This window comes from Pseudomonas sp. B13(2017), from assembly GCF_002113245.1.
Taxonomy (GTDB): domain Bacteria; phylum Pseudomonadota; class Gammaproteobacteria; order Pseudomonadales; family Pseudomonadaceae; genus Aquipseudomonas; species Aquipseudomonas putida_Z.
Window position 1 is genome coordinate 116552 of record NZ_NEJX01000015.1, and the last position, 20996, is coordinate 137547.

A 20996-nucleotide genomic window follows, 5' to 3' on the forward strand; every position below is an offset into this window, starting at 1 on the left:
CATACCTGTGGGAGCGGGCGTGCCCGCGAAGAGGCCGGTACAGCCACTACCCATTTCAGCGCATGTGCAAAATGATCGGGCTACTGCTGGCCGGGTCGGTATGCCCACGCAACTTGCCCACCGCCTGCGCATTCACCGCGCCGCCATTGTTCCCCCAGGCACTGCGCACGAAACCCAGCACATCAGCAATTTCCTGGTCACTCAACTGCTCACGGAAGGCCGGCATGCGATAGGCATCGGGCAACCCGGCCGTCACCACCCGCTGCGAACCATTGAGGGTGATATTGATCGCCGAGGCGTCTTCTTTGGCCAGTGCCGAAGTAGCGCCGGCCAAAGGCGGCATCCATTCGGCCTGGCCCTTGCCGTCCAGGCCGTGGCACGACGCACAGCGGGTTACATAAGTATGCGCCCCAGGGCTGTCGAGCCGCGCCGCCGTCGTTTCGGCCTGGTACTGCCACGGCTCACCGTCGCGTTGCGGGTCGCCGGGCAGCGACTTCAGGTAGCGGGCAATGGCGGCCAGGTCGTCGTCACTCATGAACTGCGTGGAGTTGTTGAATGCCTCGGTCATCGAGCCGAATACCACCGCATGCCGGTTGCGCCCGGTCTTGAGGAACTGCGCGATCTCGGCCTCGCTCCAGCGCCCCAGCCCGGTGTTGGGGTCGGCACGCAGGCTCGGTGCATACCAGCCATCGAGCAGGGCACCAGCGAGGAACGGCTTGCCGCTGTCATCCAGGGCCTTTTCGTTGAAGGCCAGGCCGCGCGGCGTATGGCAGCTGCCACAGTGGCCAGGGCCCTGGACGATGTAGGCGCCGCGATTCCACTGGGCATCCTGCCCGGCCTGGTCGGCGTATGGCGTGGTGGCGGCGAACAGGCCGTTCCACATGGCAATGGGCCAGCGCCAGTTCAGCGGCCAGGGAATGTCGCTGGCAAGGTTGGCTTGCTGCACGGGTTGTACGCGGTGCATGAAGAAGGCGTACAGCGCCTTTACATCGTCATCGCTGAGCTTGGCGTAGGACGGGTAGGGCATGGCCGGGTACAGCCGCCGGCCACCGGGCGCGACGCCCTGGCGCACGGCACGGTCGAAGTCGGCCAGGCTGTAGCCACCGATGCCGGTGTCGCGGTCGGGGGTGATGTTGGTGGCGTGGATCGCCCCCAGCGGGGTGGCCATTTCCAGCCCGCCGGCGAACGGTTTGCCGTCCGGCAGGCTGTGGCAGGCCACGCAGTCGCTGAGGCGGGCCACGTACTCGCCACGGCTGACCAGCGCCGGGTCGGCAGTGGTGGCCTGCGCATCGGCAAATGGCGAGGCGGGCTCGCGGGTGACGTACCAGGCCAGCAGGCCTGCCGCGACCAGGCACGGCAGCGCCAGCCAGCCAGCGGTTCTTGCGAAACGGTGGGTCATGGGGCGTCCTTGTGTGCTCAGCTGAAGGTATGGCGGCTCAATGGCAGGCTGCGCACGCGCTGGCCGGTCAGCTGCGCGACTGCGTTGGCCACCGCCGGTGCCACGGCGGGCAACGGTGGCTCGCCGATGCCGCCCATCTTCGCCCCGCTTTCGACAATGCGCACATGCACCCTGGCCATGCGCGACGGCGGCAGGATCGGGTACAGGTCGTAGTTGCGCGCGCGCGGCTTGCCATCCACGTACACCGCTTCTTCCAGCAGCGTCTGCGACAGGCCGAGGGCGACGGCGCCGTTGACCTGGTGCTCGATGATCGCCGGGTTGACGATGCTGCCCGGGTCGATGGCCTGCCAGATGTCGTGCACCTTGACCTGGCCATTCTCGATCGATACCTCGGCAATGACCGCTGCCTCCGAGCCGAACGGCGAGGCCATGGCCACGCCACGCGCTCGCTTGCTGCCATCCTCGGCGGTGAACGGCCCACGTTTCCAGCCGCCGGACAGTTCGGCGACGGCCTGTAACAGGTTGGTCAGGCGCTGGTTGTCGCGCAGCAGGTGCAGGCGTAGTTCGAACGGGTCCTTGCCGCCTTTGTCGGCCAGTTCGTCGAGGAACGACTCATAGAAGAAGTCGTTCAGCGAGTTGCCCACCGAGCGCCAGTAGCCGAGCATGGCCGGGCCTTTCACGTAGATCTGCGCGATGCGCTTGTTGGCGATGGCGTAGGACTTGCCCGACAGCCCTTCGAGCGCGGTCGGGTCGAGCTTTTCGCCTTGCTTGCCGGCGATGGCTTCGGTCGGGCCTTCGGTGGCGCTCACGGCTTCGAGGGCCACCGGCAGGCCGTCGGCATCCAGCCCGGCGCGGAACTTCACCACGGCGACCGGGCGCAGCACATCTCGGAGGAATTCCTCTTCGCGGCTCCAGATAAGTTTCACCGGCCGGCCGACCGCCTTGGCCAAGGCAATGGCCTGTGGGTAGGGGTTGGCCGAGTCGTACAGGAAGTGGCGGCCAAAGAAACCGCCCAGCAACGGCGAATGCAGGGTGATCTGCGCCGGGGCCAGGCCGGTGCGCTTGGCAATGTCGTCACGGAACATGTCCGGTGCCTGGTTGGGCAGCCACACCTCCAGGGTGCCGTCCGGGTTGAAGCGCGCCAGTGCCGACGGCGGTTCCAGCTGGGCGTGGTTGAGGTACTGGTTGTGGTAGGTTGCCTCGACCCGGGTCTTGGCACTGGCCAGCATGCCGGCCACATCGCCCTGGTTTTCGTCGTCGCGCGCCGGGCCCGTGACCGTGGCCAGGTGCTCGCGCCAGCCATCGCTGGAGAAGTCGGCCGGCATTGGCCGTACCGGGCTGTCGGCTGCGGGCTCCTTCCAGTCCACCTGGATGGCTTCGACCGCGCGCTTGGCGTGCCACCAGCGTTCGGCAACCACGGCCACGGCACCCGGCAGCTGATGCACCGAATGCACGCCCTTCATGGCCTTGACCTGGTCTTCGTTGCGCAGGCTGCCGACGGTCATGCCCAGGCGGGGCGCGTGCTGCACGGCAGCATGGAGCATGCCGTCGACCTTGATATCGATGCTGTACACAGCCTTGCCGGTGGACTTGTCGTAGGCATCCAGGCGACGTACCGGCTTGCCGATCCAGCGAAACTGGCTGGGGTCGCGCAGCTTGACGCTGGCCGGGTCCGGCACCGGCAGGTCCATGGCCCGCCCGGCCAGTTCACCGTAGGGGATGGAGCGGCCAGTCGTGGTATGTACCACGTGACCCGGCGTGGTGGAGAGTTCTTCGACCGGCACGCCCAGCTGCTCGGCGCCCGCCTGCAGCAGCATGGCCCGGGCGAGGGCGCCCAGGCGGCGCATGGTCGGGTAGCTCATGCGCACCGACATGCTGCCGCCAGTGATGCGCATGCCATTTTCCATCACTACATAGGCTTCGCCGGGCGGCGCGCTGTCGACCACGAAATTGGCCGGGTCGACGTCCAGCTCTTCACCAACGATCTGCGCCATGGCGGTGAAGGGGCCTTGGCCACCTTCCATGAACGGGCTGAGCAGGCGTACTTTGCCGTCCGGGCGGATCTCCAGAAACGCCGGCACCTGGGTACCGCGCTCCGGGGTTGCTGCGGCGGCTGCCTGTACGCGGGCCGACCCCATGGGCAGGCCGAAGCCCAGCACCAGGGCACCGACAGCCGTGCCGGCAAGAAAGCGCCGACGCGACAGGTTGACCGTTTCGCCCAGTTGCAGCTTGAGCAGTTCGGCGGGGGTATCGACAGGTGTGTTCATCAGGCCTTCTCCCCTTGGGCCAGCTCATGCACGGCGGCATGGATGGCGTTGTAGGTGCCGCAGCGGCACAGGTTGACCATGGCTGCCTCGATCTGCGCGTCACTGGGCTTGGGCGTGTGCTTGAGCAGCGCCGTGGCCGCCATTACCTGGCCGGACTGGCAGTAGCCGCACTGGGCCACCTGGTGCTCGACCCAGGCCGCGACCACCCGTTTGCCGACGGCATCGGCCTCGATCGCCTCGATGGTGGTCACCTCGCGCCCGACCACGCCGGCCACCGGGGTGACGCAGGCGCGCACCACGTTGCCGTCCACCAGCACCGAACAGGCGCCGCACTGGGCCAGGCCGCAGCCATACTTGGTGCCGGTCAGCCCCAGGTCATCGCGGATCACCCACAGCAGGGGCGTGTCGGCGTCTGCCTCGACCTGGTAGGTCTTCTGGTTGATGCGTAGTTCCATGGTTCACCTGCCCGTCAACGGTTGCTGTCGCTTGGTTTCTTCTGATCGGGGAATACGGTGCTCCCCAGTGCAGAAACGCTAGCACAGCGGGGTGACCGCTGGTCTGCTGGCGGGGGCAGGTTCAGAGGATCAGGCAAGCAATTCGGTGAAATGCGCAAGTCTGTGTCGGCCCTATCGCCGGCAAGCCGGCTCCCACCTCGCCCGTATCGACCGCAAGTCATGTGCAGTTCCTGTGGGAGCTGGCTTGCCGGCGATAGGGCCGGTACAGGCAAACAGGACTTCCGGCAGAAAAACCCGGATAATGCCGGCCAATTTCGTTTTGCACGCTTAAATCACGGTAATCCCGCATGGAAATCAAGGTCAATTTTCTCGACAATCTCCGTCTCGAAGCCAAGTTCGACGACTTCACGGTGATCGCCGACCAACCGATCCGCTACAAGGGTGATGGCTCGGCCCCGGGGCCGTTCGACTATTTCCTGGCGTCTTCGGCCTTGTGCGCGGCTTACTTCGTCAAGCTGTACTGCCAGACCCGCGACATCCCTACCGAAAACATTCGCCTGTCGCAGAACAACATCGTCGACCCGGAAAACCGCTACAACCAGGTCTTCAAGATCCAGGTCGAGCTGCCCGAGGACATTTCCGAGAAGGACCGCCAGGGCATCCTGCGCTCCATCGACCGCTGCACCGTGAAGAAGGTGGTGCAGACCGGCCCCGAGTTCGTGATCGAAGTGGTCGACAACCTTGATGCCGATGCCCAGGGCCTGCTGATGCCGGTGGCGGACACCAGCACCTACATCCCCGGCAAGGACCTGCCGCTGGAGCAGACCATCGCCAACATGTCGGGCATCCTCGCCGGGCTGGGGATGAAGATCGAGATCGCCTCGTGGCGCAACATCGTGCCCAACGTGTGGTCGCTGCATGTGCGCGACGCCCAGTCGCCGATGTGCTTCACCAACGGCAAGGGCGCGACCAAGGAGGCCGCGCTGGCCTCGGCGCTGGGCGAGTTCATCGAGCGGCTGAACTGCAACTTCTTCTATAACGACCAGTTCTGGGGCGAGGACCTGGCCAACGCGTCGTTCGTGCACTACCCGAACGAGCAGTGGTTCAAACCCGGCCCGCGCGATGCGCTGCCGGCCGAGATCCTCGATGAGCACTGCCTGGCAATCTACAACCCGGACGGCGAGCTGCGGGGCTCGCACCTGTACGACACGAATTCGGGCAACACCGCGCGCGGCATCTGCTCGTTGCCGTTCGTGCGCCAGTCCGACCAGCAGGTGGTGTACTTCCCGTCCAACCTGATCGAAAACCTGTTCCTCAGCAACGGCATGAGCGCCGGCAACACCCTGGCCGAGGCGCAGGTGCAGTGCCTGTCGGAGATCTTCGAGCGTGCCGTGAAGCGCGAAATCCTTGAAGGCGAGCTGTGCCTGCCGGATGTGCCGCAGGAGGTGCTGGCCAAGTACCCGGCCATCGTCGCCGGCATCCAGGGCCTGGAAGAGCAGGGCTTCCCGGTGCTGGTCAAGGATGCGTCGCTGGGTGGCGAGTTCCCGGTGATGTGCGTGACCTTGATGAACCCGCGCACCGGCGGCGTGTTCGCTTCGTTCGGCGCCCACCCGAGCCTGGAAGTGGCGCTGGAGCGCAGTCTCACCGAACTGTTGCAGGGGCGCAGCTTCGAAGGCTTGAACGACCTGCCGCAACCGACCTTCGAAAGCCACGCGCTGACCGAGCCGAACAACTTCGTCGAGCACTTCATCGACTCCAGTGGCGTGGTGTCGTGGCGCTTCTTCAGTGCCAAGGCCGACTTCGAGTTCGTCGAGTGGGACTTCTCCGGCCACGGCGAGGATTCCAACGTGCAGGAAGCCGCGACCCTGTTCGGCATCCTCGAGGACCTGGGCAAGGAAGTGTACATGGCGGTGTACGACAACCTTGGCGCCACCGCCTGCCGCATCCTGGTGCCGGGTTACTCGGAGATCTACCCGGTCGAGGACCTGATCTGGGACAACACCAACCGCGCCTTGTCGTTCCGCGCCGACATCCTCAACCTGCACAGCCTGGACAACCGTTCCCTCAAGCTGCTGCTCAAGCGCCTGGACAACTGCGATGTGGATGACTACACCACCATCACCACGCTGATCGGCGTGGAGTTCGACGAGAACACGGTGTGGGGCCAGCTGACCATTCTCGAGTTGAAGCTGCTGATCTGCCTGGCGGTACAGCGCTTCGAGGACGCCAAGGAGCTGGTCGAGGCGTTCCTGCAGTTCAACGACAACACCGTCGAGCGCGGCCTGTTCTACCAGGCGCTGAATGTGGTGCTGGAAGTGCTGCTGGACGACGAACTGGAAATGGACGACTACGAAGCTAACTTCCGCCGCATGTTCGGTAACCCGCGCATGGACGCGGTGCTGGGTTCGGTGGACGGCAGCGTGCGCTTCCATGGCCTGACCCCGACCAGCATGAAGCTCGAAGGCCTCGATCGCCACCTGCGCCTTATCGAAAGCTACAAGAAGCTGCACGCGGCCCGGGCCAAGTTCGCCTGATAGCCGCAGTGCTCCAATTCTGGCCTCATCGCCGGCAAGCCAGCTCCCACAGGTACAGCACATGACTTGAGGTCGATGCTGTCGAGGTGGGAGCAACTGTCTTGTGTTGTTCATCAGGGCCTTATCGCCGGCAAGCCAGGCTCCTACAGGTACTGCGGATGGTTTGAGGTGAATGCGGTCGAGGTGGGAGCTGGCTTGCCGGCGATTGGGCCGGTAGCCTTCATATAGCGCTTTGTTCTTGCCACTATCCCCAATCTGTCTTGCCGCTTTGCCTGCCAGGCGCGTAGCGTTTTGCTCCCATCCCCTCGATCCGTGGCGCGTTGACCGCCAGAAGGACCTCGGCCGCGCACAACAAGAAGGCGCAGACCATGAGCACCCCTTTGGATACCAATGCCCTCAAAGCCCGCCAGCAAGCCGCGTGGGCCAGTGGCGACTACGCGGTAATCGGCACCACCCTGCAACTGGTTGGCGAGCGCCTGGCCGAAGCCTGTGACCTGCGCTGGGACGAGCAGGTGCTGGATGTCGCCGCCGGCAACGGTAATGCCACCTTGGCTGCTGCCCGGCGCGGCTGCCGTGTCACCTCCACCGACTATGTGCCCGAGCTGCTCAAGCGCGGTGAAGAACGTGCGCGGGCCGAGCACCTCAATGTGGTGTTCCAGACCGCCGATGCCGAAGCGCTGCCATTTGGCGATGGAACATTCGATGCGGTGCTGTCCACCTTCGGCGTGATGTTCGCGCCCGACCAGGCCCAGGCCGCGCGTGAACTGGGCCGGGTGTGCCGACCCGGTGGCCGGATCGGCCTGGCCAACTGGACCCCGCAAGGGTTCGTCGGGCAGATGTTCAAGACCCTCGGGCGGCATGTACCGCCACCAGCCGGGGCTCTGCCGCCTTCACGCTGGGGTGATGAAGAACAGTTGCGCGTGATGTTCGAGGGGGCGCTGGGCGAATTGAAGGTCAGCCGCCAGCACTTCAATTTCCGCTATCGCTCGGCGGCGCATTTCATCGAGGTGTTCCGCACCTGGTACGGGCCGGTGCACAAGGCGTTTGCCTCGCTGGAGCCGGAGGCGGCCGGGGCGCTGGAGCGGGATCTGGCGCAACTGTTGAATGAAAGCAATGTGGGCGGCACGTCGTCGTTGGTGGTGCCGAGTGAGTACCTTGAAGTGGTGATCATTCGAGGTTGAGCCCACGGGCCAAGTGCTCAGTTCTTGCACTTGGCCATCACCACCTGGCACGTCTTCGGTGTGCCCCCTGACCGGCTTGCATAACGCACGCAGTTGTTTAGCGATTTCTGCCGGGCAATGCTCAGCGTATTGCCCCACGCGAGGCCGCCTTCGCCGGTGGTGGGGACGGCTTTGGCGAAGCAGTTGGAGCCCGTTGCGGGCGTCGCATACCTGGCCTTGCTGGCTTTGCTGGAGCAGCCGGCGGTGAGTGCCAGGCTGAAGGCGAGCAGGGTGGTCAGCGCCCAGGACATGTAGGGGCGAATCGGTTTACTGCTCATATGCTCTCCTTACCGAGGCGCATGACTCCCCGCCGCGAACACCGGCAAGGCCGGTGCCATACTCTGCACAGGATATTGCATTCAAGCGAAGCGGTGAACGCTTGCGTTGCACCAGATGCAGCGCAAGGCCTTGCACCATGGCAAGGCCTTGCGCCTGGGGCAACGATCAGAAGCGGTAGTTGAAGCTGGCTTCCAGCGTACGCGGTGCACCCGGGGTGATCAGGTCCACCGAACCGTGCGCGGAGGCATAGTAGTCGCGGTCGAACACGTTCTTCAGGCGCAGTGCGGCGTCCCACTGCGGCACGCTGTACAGCAGCGCGGCGTCGAAGGTGGTGTAGCCCGGCATCACCACCACGTTGTCGAGTGCGGTGTAGCGCTCGTCGACGTAGTTGGCGCCGGCGGCCACGCGCCATTCCGGGGTCAGGGTACGCACCAGCCAGACGTTGGCACTGTTACGCGGCGTCAGGGTAGGGGTCTGGCCTTCGTTGGCAATGTCGTTGGTCTTGCTGTTGGACTTGGTGATCTCGGCATCCAGGTAGGCATAGCCGGCGTAGATCTGCCACTTGTCCGTGAGCTGCCCGCTGACGGTGGCTTCGAAGCCGTCGGTGCGCTGCTCGCCGGCCAATATCGTCAAACCTGGGATGGTTGGGTCTGGGGTCTTCACATTGGTGCGTTCTAGGCGAAAGATGGCCGCAGTGATCGAGAGGCGACTATCAAGCAAGTCCCATTTGGCGCCCAACTCGTAGTTGGTGGTTTCCTCGGGTTCCAAGTCTGCGTTACCGGCGGTGACTGCAAACATCTCTCCTGAAGGTTGATAGCTGCGGCTGACCGAAACGTAGTAGGACTGGATAGCGTCCGGTTGATAGACCAGACCGGCGCGGGGACTCCAGGTTTTGTCGGTGCGGTCAAGGTCGACATTGTCTACGCGTTCGTCGTCATACTCCTGACCAAAGATGTCGTAACGTATGCCTACAAGAGCCTTCCAATGTTCAGCCAGCTCAATCATATCCTGTGCATACAGGCCGGTGGTCTGCTGGTAGTTGGTACCTTTCAGACGAAGCGTAGATGCGTGGTCGGGTACCGGCACTAATGCATCGCGGTAAACGGGAACACTGGCCACATTGTCTTGACTGAAAGAGCGCTGGTGCTTGTCCTGGAAGCCCACTTCCACGCCATACAGCAGGTTGTGCTGCATGCCGGCAAGCTGTGCCTGTTGCTTGAGTTCGGTCTGGTTGAATATGCCGTACTCGTCGCGGGCGACGTTGCCACGGTTGAGCTTGACCAGCAGTTCGCCGTCAGGCGCGGTGACGAAGCGCTTCAGGCTGCTGTCGGCCAAGGTGTTGTTGCGGTCCAGGTCGTAGCGGTAGTACCGGCTGGTGTTGGTCAGGGTGAAGTCGTCGTTGATGCGGTAGTCCAGGCTGGCTGTCAGCGAGAACACTTCGCTGCGGGCGTAGTCCTGGTCGGCATCGCCGGAGCCGAAGCGCTTGTCGCGGTCCACATCTACCGGGCGGTTGCCCAGCGCCGGGATGCCGAAGTCGATCAGGCGCTTGTCGTACAGGTAGGTGGCGCCCAGGTTCAGTTCCAGGTCGTCGGAGAGGCGGAAGTAGGCCGACGGCGCGATGGCCTTGCGGTCGATGTAGCCATCGTCGCGGAAGGTGTCGCTGTCTTCGAAGGCACCGGTCACGCGGTAGGCCTGGTTGCTTTGCGGGTCGGCCCAGCCGGTGTCGAACTGGGTACGGCGCTTGCCTTCGCTGTCGAAGCTCATGCCGACTTCGCGCTTGGGCGTGAAGCTCGGCTTCTTGCTGATGCTGTTGATCAGGCCGCCCGAAGAGCCACGGCCATACAGCACGGCGGCAGGGCCCTTGATCACCTCGACCCGCTCGATGTTGGACAGGTCGCGGAAGTACAGGGCGTCGTCGCGCACGCCGTCGATGTACATGTCGCCAATGGCGCTGAAGCCGCGAATGGTCACCTGGTCACGCTGGCCGTCGCCGTTGGACAGGCCGACGCCGGGCACGTTCTTCAGCACGTCTTCCATGGACTGCGCACCCTGGTCCTTGATCACGCTTTCGGGCACGACGTTGACGGTTTGCGGGATGTCGCGCAGCGGGGCGTCGATCTTCATGGCGCTGCGGCTTTCGCTGGCCTTGTAGCTTTGCTGCTCGTAGGCGCTGGTGACGGCAGTGGCGGGCAAGGCGAGGGAACCCTGCGATTCAGGTTGGACAGCCGCGTGAACAGCAGGCACAACCAGCAGGCCCAGCATGGAAATGGATGCTGGTGCAACAGACTTTTTTGCCATTACAGGTGACTCTTTGTTGTATTTGAAGGTCACGAATAGTAATGATTTGTAAATGTAAAGCAAGTGTAAAGAGTTCGCATTTGCTGTTGCAAGGGCGCTCGTGGCAAAAAAACGACAAAACGCGTCGCAAGGGGGAGGGCCGGCAATGTGCCAGGCAAGGGCTATGCTTGTTGGCGCGTGAACATTTCACGCCCCCATCCGGTCTTGATCACATGGAAGCAGGCCTATGAATCCAATTCGCTCTCTCGCTCGTGCTGTTGCCCTTGCCACCCTGGCGTCCGCCGCCAGCTTCACGGTGCAGGCTGCCGGTATTCCCATTGGTAGCGAGGCGCTGGAAAGCCACGTCACCACGCAGGTCACGGCCATCGACCTGGCCAGCCGCCAGGTCACGGTGAAAGGCCCTGACGCCAAGAAGGATGTGACCTTCCAGCTCACGGAAAAGGCCAAGGCGCTGCCCAACCTCAAGGTGGGTGACCAGGTCGACATCTACGTGACCCGAGCGGTGGCCTATGTGCTGAATCCCGAGGTGGGCGGTGCACCGAAGGCGACTGAGGAGTCCGGTACCATTCGCGCCACGGCAGACAACCCCAACCCGGGCGGCGAGGCGTTCCGCCAGGTCAAGGTGACCTCGCAGATCAAGAAGATCGACCTCGAGACGCATGAGGTGAGCCTGTTGCCGCCGGAGGGCAAGCTGCAGGTGGTCAAGGTCGAGAACCCTGACCTGCAGGCACGCATGAAGAACCTCAAGGTCGGCCAGACGGTCGACGCGATCTACACCGAAGTGCTGCGCGTCGAAACCTCGCGCTGACCCTTCATTGGGGCAGGCTACGGGTTGCCCGCGCATGGATCCGCCGTGATGCCTTGCATGACGGCGGATGTCGTTCGAACAGCTGCATCACCCAATCGGGCCGAGTCTTGCTGGCATCGTTGAGCCAATTGGCAACCGAGTCCTGGGCATACTTGTCTGCTTCGGCCAGGCGCGGCACCAACAGTGGCTCGGCCACTTCGGGCGCTTGCTTGAGTGCGGCGATGTGCTCGCACCAGACGCCACGTGGGCGCAGCACCTCGATACAGAAGCGTCGTACCAGTGGGTTGCTGTCGCCGGCATGTCGGGCAAGCAGGGCCAGGGCATCATCCAGCGCTTGAGCCAGGCGCGGGCGCAGGGCTATCCAGGCCCATTCGCGCACACCAAAATGTTCATCGCGAGCAAAACGCAGCTGGGCCAGCAATGCGGCTTCGAGATCGAGCGTGCGCGACAGGTGCGCCTGGGCGAAGGCCGCCCAGCTGCGCACCGTATCGGAGCTGTGTGCGCTGCACTGCTCCATCACCTGCTGGCGCTGGGGCGCAGGTACGGGTTCCAGCCACTGCCCAAGGGCAAGGCCGATTCCCGTGATTTTTTTTGACAGGCCCTGCGAGCATGTTTCTTCGGCGCAGGTAGCCAGCTGTTCGATCAGCTTGTCGGGCAACTGGCCCGCCAGTGCACGGACCAGGGTCCTTTGATCCACTGCCAGGCATTCGGCCAGGTTGCGGGTGGGCAACTGCCCATGGTCGATCAGGGTTGTACGTTCATCTGTCATCGAATGTGCTCCATCACATACGGTTTGGTCTGGCCTCAGCCGTGAAGCCGCCGGCTTAGGCCGCGGGCGCCGAGGCTGCGCAGCATCCTAGCCCAATTGGCTGGTATCCATGTGGCGAATAGCATGCGTGCACACTTTCGATTTCCATGGATAAAGGGAATTTTCCGATCATCGCCTGAACATCTGTCACGAATGAGGACTGCCATGTTCAGCAAGACCTTGTGCCTTCTGGTGCTTCCCTTTGCCCTGGCGTTGCTTGCCGGTGCCGTGCTGCCGTTCCAGGCTGCGGGTAATGCCGCCGTCGGCCGGGCGCTGGGGCACTGGTTGTGGGGTGCGTTCACGTCATTGACGGTAAGTTCGCTGGTAGTGATCGCCGCGCTGCTGATCCTCAGGGTGCCGGCGCCGGACATGGGCAAGGCCTTGCAGGGGCCCTGGTGGCTGTGGGTTGGCGGTGTGCTCGGGGCGTTGTACGTGGCCGGTGCCGCGGCGCTCACCCCCAGGCTGGGCGCCGCGGGTTTCCTGGTGCTGGTGGTGGCGGGGCAGATCATCACGGCGGTGGTCGCAGACCACTTCGGGGTGATGGGGTTGGGGGGCAAGCCGCTCAACCTGGCCAGGTTGGCGGGTGTGGTGCTGATCCTCTGCGGCGTGCTGCTGGTGCAGGGCACCTGGGCAGCAGGCACGCCGGCCAGTGCCACTGCTGTGGTGAAACAGCCGGAAGGCTGATCAGCGCCCCGGCTGGCTGCACGCCCACACGGTTTCCCGCAGCCAGCGATGCCCGGGGTCGTCGTCCTTGCGGCTGTGCCAGGCTTGTTGGTAATCAAACGAAGGAATCGCCAGTGGCGGCTCGAACTGGCGCAATGTCCTGTGCTGGTGCAGCGAGCCCACCGCGCGGCTGGCCACGGTCAGGATCAGGTCGGTGCCGGCCAGCACCTCGACCGCCGCACTCCAGTGCGGCAAGGCCAGGGCAATCCGCCGACGCAGGCCTTGCGCTGCCAGGGCGCGTTCGATTTCATCGAAGGCATCCGGGTGCATGGCCATCAGCACATGCGGGCGGGCCAGCCAGTCGGCCAGGGCCAGGCCGCCGCTGGCCGGCAGCACCTGGCGGTCGGCAACGCTGATGAAGCTGTCGGTGAACAGCGGCTGCGCAGTGATGGCCTGGGGCAAATCCGGGAAGATGCCCAGGGCCAGGTCCAGTTCACCATCGAGCAACTGGGCCAGCATGGTTTCGCGGCTGGCCTGGCTGATGGCCAGGTCCACCCCGGGCGCGACCTGGCGCAGATGGCGCAGCAGGGGTGGCAGGATGATCCGCGAGGAATAGTCGGACAGCGAGAGCCTGAAGCGACGCTGGGCCTTGGCCGGTTCGAACTGTGGGGCGGCCAGCAGGCCGTTGAGGTTGCCCAGGGCGTCGTGCAGCGGTTTGGCCAGCGATTGGGCGCGGGCGGTCAAGGCCATGCGGCCGTTCTGGCGCACCAGCAAGGGGTCGTCGAAGTGCTTGCGCAACTGCGCCAGGGCGTGGCTTACCGCCGGTTGGCTGCGGTGCAGGCGCAGGGCGGCGCGGGTCACGTGCTTTTCGCTCAGCAGGGCGTGCAGGGCGAGCAGCAGGTTGAGGTCGATCTTGCGTAGTTCATCCATGGTGTGAATGGTCTTGGTTGTGTCTGGCAGTTTTCATCAGCTTAACAAATGCCCAAGGCTGTCGAGGCCCCAGGATTTCGGCATCATGGCTGACATTGTCGGGGCCGCGTTGCGGCCCATCGCGACACAAGGCCGCTCACAAGGACCGTGTCAGTCGTTGGGGTTATACTCCCCACCCGTTTCACTGTTATCCGAGTATTCCTATGGGTCTTTCCGCAACCGCAACACCCGAGCCGCGTAGCCTGGGCGCCCCTATGCCGGCAACCTGATCGGCGTGCGCCTGCGTCCGCTGTTCTTTGCCGGCGAGCGTCGGCCTGTAGCGCTGACCGGGAGCTGAGGCACTGAGCGAATTGCTGCAAGGGGTGCAGAAATCATCTGCATCCCGCCTGATTGTTCAACTTTCCCCGCCTGATTAGCCTGACTCGAACACCCATCCAACAGGATTCGATCATGGCTACCCGCATCGTTCTCAACAGCACCGGCACCGCCGATGTCATGCAGCTTGAACACTTGCAAGCACAAGCCCCAGGGCCCGGCCAGGTCTGGCTGGAACAGACGGCCATGGGTGTCAACCCGCTCGACCTGTTGCAGCGCAAGGGCGGTGCCCCACTGGACTTGCCTTCCGGGCTGGGGCTGGAAGGGGCTGGGCGGGTCGCCGCCGTCGGCGAAGGGGTACATGACGTGCAGGTGGGCGACCGGGTCGCCTATGCCATGGGCCCGGTTGGCGGTTACGCCAGCGGCCGCCTGTACCCGGCCGAGCGCCTGATCAAGCTGCCGCCGCAGCTGGATGACCAGGCCGCTGCCGCCGTGCTGTTCAAGGGCATCACGGCGCAGTACTTGTTGAAGACCACCTATGCCGTGGGCCCGGGTAGCCAAGTGTTGTTGTACGGAGCCGCCGGTGCCTTGGGCCAGCTGATGGCGCCCTGGGCGCGGCACCTGGGGGCGACGGTGATCGGCGTGGTATCACGCCCGCAGAGTGTGGCAAGGGCGCAGGCAGCGGGTTGCCACCATGTGCTGGTGTTCGACGCGGCAACCTTGGCCGGCCAGGTCCGCGAGTTGACCCAGGGCCAGGGCGTGGACGTGGCCTATGACTGTGTCGGCAAGGTGTCGCTGCAAGCCTCGCTGGACAGCCTGCGGGTGCGTGGCTTGCTGGTGTCGTTCGGCGGCACCTCCGGCGCACCGGCGGCCATCGAGGTTGCCACGCTCAACGCCAAGGGCTCGCTGTACCTGACCCGGCCCTCGCTGGCAGCACACACCCGCACGGTCGACGAGTACCAGCAGCGCGCCGCCGATGTGCTGGCGGCGGTCGCCGAGGGTATCATCCAGCCTCGGGTCTGGCGTGCCTACCCGCTGGCCGACGCGGCCAGGGCCCACGGGGACCTGGAGCAAGGGCAGTCGGAGGGCGCGCTGGTCCTTACTGCCTGATACCCGACTTCCACCCCTACTGCCTTGTGCCGAGCCTTGCCATGGATGCCTTCGACAGCCGCCGCGCCGATGAACTTGCCACCTTGCTGGCGCTGCACGAGCAGGGCTCGTTTGCCGCTGCCGGGCGGCAGCTGGAGCGCCACCCCACGGTGCTGTCGAAGCGCCTGAGTGCACTGGAGGTGCGCCTGGGCATTCGCCTGGTGGAGCGCAGCACGCGGCAACTGCGCTTTACCGATGAAGGCGAGCGGCTGGTGGCCAAGGTGCGCGAGGCCAGCCGGCTGATCGCCGAGGCCGAACAGGAAGCGGCCGAAGGGGCGGCGACAGTACGTGGACGCCTGCGCCTGGCATTGCCGGCAGCCATGGGCCGGCGCTGGTTGAGCGGGATGCTGGCCGATTTCGTGCTGGCCTACCCGCAGGTGATGGTGGAGGCCGAGTATGCCGATCGTTTCGTCGACCTGATCGGCGAGGGTTTCGACGCCGCCATCCGCATTGGCGAGCTGGCTGACAACCGCCTGGTGGCCAGGAAGCTGTGCGATCACCTGCGCATCCTGTGTGCGTCGCCCGAGTACCTGGCCCGGCATGGCGCACCTGGGCAACCGGAGGATCTTGCTGGGCACAATTGCTTGGGTTTCAGTGGCTTGCGAAGCTTTCCTGAATGGCGACTGATGAGTGGTGGGCAGCAGGTGAGTGTCAAGGTTGCCGGCAGCCTGCGCAGCAATGACAACGAAGCCCTGCTGGAGGCGGCGCGGCGTGGCGTTGGCATCCTGGCGGGAGGGGACTGGCTGATGGGCGAGGACCTCGCCGCCGGGCGCTTGGTGCGGGTGCTGCCGCAATGGCAGCTGGATGTGGCGGCAGGCATTTACCTGGTACGGCCGACCGCGCGCCTCAACACTGCCGCCCTGGTGGCTTTCAAGGCGTGGCTGGAAGCACGCTTCGAGGCCGGCGCACCATGGCGGCTATAGAATTGCACATAACCAATTGAATTAGCAGGGCACCTGTGGGAGCGGGCATGTCGAGGCGTCGAACCGCCGCGAACACCGGCGGAGCCGGTGCCATACACCGCGTTGTGGCATTCGCGGGCACGCCCGCTCCCACAGCGTACCCCAAAGGGCTGGGCAATCTCCTGCAGAGCTTTATCGCCTTGCTACAGCATGCTGCACGCATTGCTCGTAATAGGTCTGCTTGATCGCTGCAGGCTTGAGCCGCGAGCGGCTGTTGTAGGTTTGTTCGGTAATGCCGAAGGCGGTCATGCGCATCCACGGTTTGGGGAATTTGCGCGCCTGCAGCTTCTTGCGCGTGGCATACAGGGTTACCCCGGAAAGCTTGGCCTGCTGCGCCTCGGCGGCTATCTGCGCGCCCCAGCCGCAAGTGTGGCGATCGTTCTGGCTCAGCGCCCGTGCCTGGGCGCCGAAAGCGAGCGTGGCCAGCAGGCAGCCTGCCATCGTTGCTAGAAGTACTCGCATGTTGCTGTCCTAAGCATCTGAAGGAAAACGAAGTTTGCCTTCACAAGCAGGCACTGGGGGCCAGCAATTTGCCGTCAGACCATGGTCGCTCGCAATCGACTGGTGGCGTGCAAACCAGCGAATAAATACCGCACTGCGTGTATGTGATCGTACAACCGCTTGCGCTATGATGAGCGCTGTCTTTCAAGGTGAAATACAGGGCAATGACAGAGCAGCAGGTACAGGCAAAGACCCGGCGCAAGCCGCGCAGTCTGGCCCAGGAACTGGTCACGGTGCTGACCGAGCGCATTCGCAGCGGCCAGCTCAAGCGCGGCGACAAGCTGCCGACCGAATCGCAGATCATGGCCGAAGAGGGTGTCAGCCGCACGGTGGTGCGTGAAGCGATCTCGCGGCTGCAGGCCGCCGGGCAGGTCGAGACCCGCCACGGCATTGGCACCTTCGTGCTGGACGCGCCGGCCACGGGTGGTTTCCGTATCGACCCGGCGACCGTGGTCACCCTGCGCGAAGTATTGGCGGTGCTGGAGTTGCGCATTGCCCTGGAGATCGAATCGGCGGGCCTGGCGGCGCAGCGGCGCAGCGATGAAGAGCTGACCGGCATGCGTGCGGCGCTGGACGAACTCAACGAAGGGGCTGCCCACGCCACGGATGCGGTGTCGGCGGATTTCCAGTTCCACCTGCGCATTGCCCAGGCCAGCGGCAACCACTACTTCGCCGACATCATCAACCACCTGGGCACCAGCATCATCCCGCGTACCCGGTTGAACTCGGCGCGGCTGGCCCATGATGACCAGGCGCACTACATGAGCCGGCTGATGCATGAGCACGAGGCGATCTACGAAGCCATCGCCCGGCGGGACAGTGAAGGCGCGAAGATGGCCATGCGCATGCACCTGAGCAACAGCCGCGAGCGCTTGCGCCAGGCGCATGAAGAGGCCGAGGCGCAGGGGGCCTGAGGCCTTCGTCGCTTGTGCCGGCCTCTTCGCGGGCGCGCCCGCTCCCACAGGGATCACCTTATCTTGAGGGTGCAGCAATACCTGTGGGAGCGGGCGTGCCCGCGAAGAGGCCGGTACAGCCAAAAGAAAAGCCCCGCCATGTGCGGGGCTTTCTGGTTTCAAGGGGCGATCAGATCGCGCCCTCATTCCACTGGCCATTCACCAGACGACGCAGCCCAAGCGGGTTGCCGTCGCGCAGTGCTTCAGGCAACAGCGCCTGCGGGTAGTTCTGGTAGCACACCGGGCGCAGGAAGCGGTCGATGGCCAGGGTGCCGACCGACGTGCCGCGCGCATCCGACGTGGCCGGGTAAGGCCCGCCGTGCACCATCGCATCACACACCTCGACACCGGTCGGGTAGCCGTTGACCAGGATCCGCCCGACTTTCTCCTCCAGCAGCGGCACCAGCCAGGCGAAGGCCTGCAGGTCTTCCGGCTCGCCGATCAGGGTCGCGGTCAGCTGGCCACGCAGGCCGAGCAGGGCGGCGCGCAACTGGTCGTTGTCCTGCACTTCCACGGCAACAGTGGTCGGGCCGAACACTTCTTCCTGCAGCAGCGGGTCAGACTCCACCAGCAGGCGGGCATTGGCCTTGAACAGTTGGGCGCGCGCCTGGCTGCCTGCCTGCGCCTGGCCGGCCAGGTGCTCGATACCGGCATGGGCGTGCAGGTGCTCCAGGCCACCAACGTAGCTGCGCAGGCCACCGGCGTTGAGCATGGTCTGGCCGGCTTGCTGGCTCAGGTGCTGGCCAAGCTCGGCCAGCAGTTGGCTGTACTGCGGCGACTGCAGGCCGATCACCAGGCCCGGGTTGGTGCAGAACTGGCCTGCGCCCAGGCACACCGAACCGGCCAGTTCTCGGGCGATGGCTTCGCCACGCTTGGCCAGGGCGCCCGGCAGGATGATGACCGGGTTGATGCTGGACATCTCGGCGAACACCGGGATCGGCTGCGGGCGCTCGGCGGCCATGCGGCACAGGGCGTCACCGCCTTTCAGCGAGCCGGTGAAGCCGACGGCCTGGATGGCCGGGTGCTTGACCAGCCACTCGCCGACGCCGCCACCGAACACCATGTTGAACACGCCCTTGGGCATGCCGGTGCGCTCGGCGGCGCGCTGGATGGCGCAGCCGACCAGGTCGGCGGTGGCCATGTGGCCGCTGTGGGCCTTGAACACCACCGGGCAACCGGCGGCCAGGGCCGCGGCGGTATCGCCACCGGCGGTGGAGAAGGCCAGCGGGAAGTTGCTGGCGCCGAACACGGCGACCGGGCCGACGCCGATGCGCATCTGGCGCAGGTCTACGCGCGGTAGGGGCTGGCGCTCGGGCAGGGCCAGGTCGATGCGTGCACCGAGGAAGTCACCACGGCGCAATACCTGGGCGAACAGGCGCATCTGGCCGCTGGTGCGGCCGCGCTCGCCCTGGATACGGGCGGGGGGCAGGGCGGTTTCACGGCAGACGATGGCGACGAAGGCGTCGTCCAGTTCGTCCAGCTCGGCGGCGATGGCGTCGAGGAATTCGGCGCGCCGCGCCGGGGCCAGCTGGCGGAATTCGGCGAAAGCGGCGGCCGCGGCCTTGGCGGCCTGGTCCACTTCGCTTTCGGTGGCTTGGGCGAAGCTGTAGGGCAGGGCCTCGCCGGTGCTGGCGTCCAGGCTCTGCAGGCGCTGCGGGCCAGCGGCGCTGCGCTGGCCGGCGATGAAGTTGTGGCCGAGGATTTCAGGCATGGGGTGCTCCTGTAGGTTGAGAGAAAATCTGGCAGGTTGTCGCATGACCTGTGGGAGCGGGCGAGCCCGCGAACACCGGCGCAGCCGGTGCCATACACCGGGTTGCCTGCTTCGCGGGCTCGCCCGCTCCCACAGGGATCGCGACACTGTCGAGAAGCCGGGTCATCAGGTAATCGGTGCCGGGTTGAACAGGGTGATGTCGTTGTGCAGGCGATGCTGTTCGGCCCAGGTCTGCTTGCGGCCGCTGGCCACGTCCAGGTAGTAGTGGAACAGCTCCCAGCCCAGCTCCTCGATGGTCGAGCGGCCGCTGGCGATGCGCCCGGCGTCGATGTCGATCAGGTCGGGCCAGCGCTGGGCCAGCTCGCTGCGGGTGCATACCTTGACCACCGGCGCCATGGCCAGGCCGTACGGGGTGCCGCGGCCGGTGGTGAACACATGCAGGTTCATGCCGGCAGCCAGTTGCAGGGTGCCGCAGACAAAGTCGCTGGCCGGGGTGGCGCAGAAGATCAGGCCTTTGCGGTTGACCCGCTCGCCCGGGCCGAGCACGCCCTGGATGGCGCCGCTACCGGACTTGACGATCGACCCCAGGGACTTCTCGACGATATTCGACAAGCCGCCTTTCTTGTTGCCCGGCGTGGTGTTGGCGCTGCGGTCGGCGGCGCCTTGCTGCAGGTAGCGGTCGTACCAGTCCATTTCGCGCACCAGGGCGTCTGCGACCTCCTGGTTTTCCGCCCGCGAGGTGAGCATGTAGATGGCGTCGCGCACTTCGGTCACTTCCGAGAACAGCACGGTGGCGCCGGCGCGTACCAACAGGTCGGCGGCGTAGCCCAGTGCCGGGTTGGCGGTGATGCCCGAGAAGGCATCGCTGCCCCCGCACTGCATACCCAGGATCAGTTCGCTGGCCGGCACGCTTTCGCGGCGGCGCTGGTCGAGTTTCTTCAGGCGGGTCTCGGCCAGCTCCATGATCTGTTCGATCATTTCCACAAAGCCCAGGCTGGCGTCCTGCAGGCGGTACAGCCACGGGTCGCTGAGGTCCACCGACGGGTCGTTGTCGTGCATCACCTGGCCGGCCTGCAGCTTTTCGCAGCCCAGGCTGATGACCAGGGCCTCGCCGCCCAGGTTGGGGTTGCGCGCCAGGTTGCGTACCGTGCGGATCGGGATGTAGGCATCGCGCGCGTTGATCGCCACACCGCAACCATAGCTGTGGGTGATGGCCACCACGTCATCGACATTGGGGTACTTGGGCAGCAACTCGCTGCGAATGCGCTTTACCGCATGCTCCAGCACGCCGGCCACGCACTGCACGGTGGTGGTGATGCCGAGGATGTTGCGGGTGCCGACGGTGCCGTCGGCGTTGCGGTAGCCTTCGAAGGCGAAGCCTTCGAGCGGCGGCAGCGGCTGCGGGACGGCGTCGCAGCGTGGCAGGCTGTCCAGCTCCGGCGCGGCCGGCATGGCCAGCTGGCTCTCCTGCACCCAGCTGCCCTGGCGCAGGTCTTCCAGCGCGTAGCCGATGATCTGCCCGTAGCGGCGCACCGGTTCGCCCTTGGCGATGGCTACGGTGGCCACCTTGTGGCTCTGTGGCACGCCTTCGACCAGGGTCAGGCCGTCGGCGAAGCGGGCGCCTTCGCCCAGGCCGCCATCGTTGACCACCACCACGACATTGTCGTCGTCGTGCAGGCGGACGTAGCGGGGCGAGTCGGAATGTTCGATCAACTGCATGTTCGGGCCCTACTTGTCAGGTTCT

The 20996-nt window shown here is 65.1% G+C and carries 17 protein-coding genes; 7 read left to right on the forward strand and 10 right to left on the reverse strand.

All coding sequences use genetic code 11. The features are described from left to right. Positions 1 to 55: 55 nt before the first annotated feature. Genes CAG44_RS19295 through CAG44_RS19305 form a run of 3 tightly spaced genes read right to left on the reverse strand, consistent with a single transcriptional unit; the run spans position 56 to position 4121 of the window. A complete protein-coding gene (locus CAG44_RS19295; RefSeq protein ID WP_075044980.1) occupies positions 56 to 1399 on the reverse strand; it encodes a cytochrome c in 1344 nt (447 codons plus the stop codon). A 17-nt stretch (positions 1400 to 1416) separates the two neighbouring features. After that, on the reverse strand, positions 1417 to 3666 hold the full coding sequence (locus CAG44_RS19300) for a molybdopterin cofactor-binding domain-containing protein (RefSeq protein ID WP_085692797.1): 2250 nt from the start codon (positions 3664 to 3666) through the stop codon (positions 1417 to 1419). Beyond that, the gene (locus tag CAG44_RS19305; RefSeq protein WP_003259224.1) at positions 3666 to 4121 is read right to left on the reverse strand and encodes a (2Fe-2S)-binding protein; all 456 of its coding nucleotides are present in this window, start codon (positions 4119 to 4121) and stop codon (positions 3666 to 3668) included. Before CAG44_RS19305 ends, CAG44_RS19300 begins: the two co-directional genes overlap by 1 nt. Before the next feature lie 347 nt (positions 4122 to 4468). Between CAG44_RS19305 and CAG44_RS19310 the strand changes: the two genes are divergently transcribed. Continuing rightward, entirely contained in the window at positions 4469 to 6655 is a 2187-nt protein-coding gene (locus tag CAG44_RS19310; protein ID WP_085692798.1) for an OsmC domain/YcaO domain-containing protein, read from the forward strand. 368 nt (positions 6656 to 7023) lie between these two features. After that, a complete protein-coding gene (locus CAG44_RS19315; protein WP_085591563.1) occupies positions 7024 to 7836 on the forward strand; it encodes a class I SAM-dependent methyltransferase in 813 nt (270 codons plus the stop codon). A 17-nt stretch (positions 7837 to 7853) separates the two neighbouring features. Here CAG44_RS19315 and CAG44_RS19320 read toward each other — a convergent pair whose 3' ends face one another. Together CAG44_RS19320 and CAG44_RS19325 are read right to left on the reverse strand one after the other, a co-directional pair. Beyond that, positions 7854 to 8153 carry a hypothetical protein gene (locus tag CAG44_RS19320; RefSeq protein ID WP_085591561.1) on the reverse strand — a complete coding sequence of 100 codons (300 nt, stop codon included), beginning with the start codon at positions 8151 to 8153 and terminating at the stop codon, positions 7854 to 7856. Positions 8154 to 8319: 166 nt separating this feature from the next. Continuing rightward, complete coding sequence (locus CAG44_RS19325; RefSeq protein WP_178076939.1) at positions 8320 to 10452, reverse strand: TonB-dependent siderophore receptor; 2133 nt, start codon at positions 10450 to 10452, stop codon at positions 8320 to 8322. A 226-nt stretch (positions 10453 to 10678) separates the two neighbouring features. On the opposite strand from CAG44_RS19325, the gene CAG44_RS19330 reads away from it, so the two are divergent. Then, positions 10679 to 11260, forward strand: a complete 582-nt coding sequence (locus CAG44_RS19330; RefSeq protein WP_025338820.1) for a hypothetical protein — start codon at positions 10679 to 10681, stop codon at positions 11258 to 11260. 4 nt (positions 11261 to 11264) lie between these two features. On the opposite strand, the gene CAG44_RS19335 is transcribed toward CAG44_RS19330, so the two are convergent. After that, positions 11265 to 12029 carry a hypothetical protein gene (locus CAG44_RS19335; protein WP_085692800.1) on the reverse strand — a complete coding sequence of 255 codons (765 nt, stop codon included), beginning with the start codon at positions 12027 to 12029 and terminating at the stop codon, positions 11265 to 11267. A gap of 204 nt (positions 12030 to 12233) precedes the next feature. Here CAG44_RS19335 and CAG44_RS19340 point away from each other — a divergent pair, with 204 nt between their 5' ends. Beyond that, positions 12234 to 12752, forward strand: a complete 519-nt coding sequence (locus CAG44_RS19340) for a DMT family transporter (RefSeq protein ID WP_025338822.1) — start codon at positions 12234 to 12236, stop codon at positions 12750 to 12752. Here CAG44_RS19340 and CAG44_RS19345 read toward each other — a convergent pair whose 3' ends face one another. Then, positions 12753 to 13661: a LysR family transcriptional regulator gene (locus CAG44_RS19345; RefSeq protein ID WP_085692801.1), complete on the reverse strand. Its 909-nt coding sequence runs from the start codon at positions 13659 to 13661 to the stop codon at positions 12753 to 12755. 450 nt (positions 13662 to 14111) lie between these two features. Here CAG44_RS19345 and CAG44_RS19350 point away from each other — a divergent pair, with 450 nt between their 5' ends. Both CAG44_RS19350 and CAG44_RS19355 read left to right on the forward strand, forming a co-directional pair. Beyond that, entirely contained in the window at positions 14112 to 15086 is a 975-nt protein-coding gene (locus CAG44_RS19350; RefSeq protein ID WP_085692802.1) for a quinone oxidoreductase, read from the forward strand. A 41-nt stretch (positions 15087 to 15127) separates the two neighbouring features. Further along, positions 15128 to 16048 (forward strand): LysR family transcriptional regulator, encoded by a 921-nt coding sequence (locus CAG44_RS19355; RefSeq protein ID WP_085692803.1) that lies wholly within the window; start codon positions 15128 to 15130, stop codon positions 16046 to 16048. Between the two features lie 171 nt (positions 16049 to 16219). Here CAG44_RS19355 and CAG44_RS19360 read toward each other — a convergent pair whose 3' ends face one another. After that, complete coding sequence (locus CAG44_RS19360; RefSeq protein WP_023660807.1) at positions 16220 to 16549, reverse strand: hypothetical protein; 330 nt, start codon at positions 16547 to 16549, stop codon at positions 16220 to 16222. 203 nt (positions 16550 to 16752) lie between these two features. Here CAG44_RS19360 and CAG44_RS19365 point away from each other — a divergent pair, with 203 nt between their 5' ends. Further along, entirely contained in the window at positions 16753 to 17502 is a 750-nt protein-coding gene (locus tag CAG44_RS19365) for a FadR/GntR family transcriptional regulator (protein ID WP_024087290.1), read from the forward strand. A gap of 169 nt (positions 17503 to 17671) precedes the next feature. On the opposite strand, the gene CAG44_RS19370 is transcribed toward CAG44_RS19365, so the two are convergent. Further along, positions 17672 to 19252 (reverse strand): aldehyde dehydrogenase (NADP(+)), encoded by a 1581-nt coding sequence (locus tag CAG44_RS19370; RefSeq protein WP_085692804.1) that lies wholly within the window; start codon positions 19250 to 19252, stop codon positions 17672 to 17674. Between the two features lie 165 nt (positions 19253 to 19417). Beyond that, positions 19418 to 20971, reverse strand: coding sequence for a galactarate dehydratase (garD, locus tag CAG44_RS19380; protein ID WP_085692805.1), 1554 nt, complete (start codon positions 20969 to 20971; stop codon positions 19418 to 19420). Between the last annotated feature and the right edge of the window lie 25 nt (positions 20972 to 20996).

Bases quoted from the DNA above. Each gene is read 5' to 3' on its own strand.
- CAG44_RS19320 (WP_085591561.1), bottom strand. From the start codon at position 8,153: ATGAGCAGTAAACCGATTCGCCCCTACATGTCCTGGGCGCTGACCACC.
- CAG44_RS19310 (WP_085692798.1), top strand. From the start codon at position 4,469: ATGGAAATCAAGGTCAATTTTCTCGACAATCTCCGTCTCGAAGCCAAG.
- CAG44_RS19340 (WP_025338822.1), top strand. From the start codon at position 12,234: ATGTTCAGCAAGACCTTGTGCCTTCTGGTGCTTCCCTTTGCCCTGGCG.
- CAG44_RS19300 (WP_085692797.1), bottom strand. From the start codon at position 3,666: ATGAACACACCTGTCGATACCCCCGCCGAACTGCTCAAGCTGCAACTG.
- CAG44_RS19350 (WP_085692802.1), top strand. From the start codon at position 14,112: ATGGCTACCCGCATCGTTCTCAACAGCACCGGCACCGCCGATGTCATG.
- CAG44_RS19330 (WP_025338820.1), top strand. From the start codon at position 10,679: ATGAATCCAATTCGCTCTCTCGCTCGTGCTGTTGCCCTTGCCACCCTG.
- garD (WP_085692805.1), bottom strand. From the start codon at position 20,971: ATGCAGTTGATCGAACATTCCGACTCGCCCCGCTACGTCCGCCTGCAC.
- CAG44_RS19355 (WP_085692803.1), top strand. From the start codon at position 15,128: ATGGATGCCTTCGACAGCCGCCGCGCCGATGAACTTGCCACCTTGCTG.
- CAG44_RS19365 (WP_024087290.1), top strand. From the start codon at position 16,753: ATGACAGAGCAGCAGGTACAGGCAAAGACCCGGCGCAAGCCGCGCAGT.
- CAG44_RS19345 (WP_085692801.1), bottom strand. From the start codon at position 13,661: ATGGATGAACTACGCAAGATCGACCTCAACCTGCTGCTCGCCCTGCAC.
- CAG44_RS19295 (WP_075044980.1), bottom strand. From the start codon at position 1,399: ATGACCCACCGTTTCGCAAGAACCGCTGGCTGGCTGGCGCTGCCGTGC.
- CAG44_RS19370 (WP_085692804.1), bottom strand. From the start codon at position 19,252: ATGCCTGAAATCCTCGGCCACAACTTCATCGCCGGCCAGCGCAGCGCC.
- CAG44_RS19360 (WP_023660807.1), bottom strand. From the start codon at position 16,549: ATGCGAGTACTTCTAGCAACGATGGCAGGCTGCCTGCTGGCCACGCTC.
- CAG44_RS19335 (WP_085692800.1), bottom strand. From the start codon at position 12,029: ATGACAGATGAACGTACAACCCTGATCGACCATGGGCAGTTGCCCACC.
- CAG44_RS19305 (WP_003259224.1), bottom strand. From the start codon at position 4,121: ATGGAACTACGCATCAACCAGAAGACCTACCAGGTCGAGGCAGACGCC.
- CAG44_RS19315 (WP_085591563.1), top strand. From the start codon at position 7,024: ATGAGCACCCCTTTGGATACCAATGCCCTCAAAGCCCGCCAGCAAGCC.
- CAG44_RS19325 (WP_178076939.1), bottom strand. From the start codon at position 10,452: ATGGCAAAAAAGTCTGTTGCACCAGCATCCATTTCCATGCTGGGCCTG.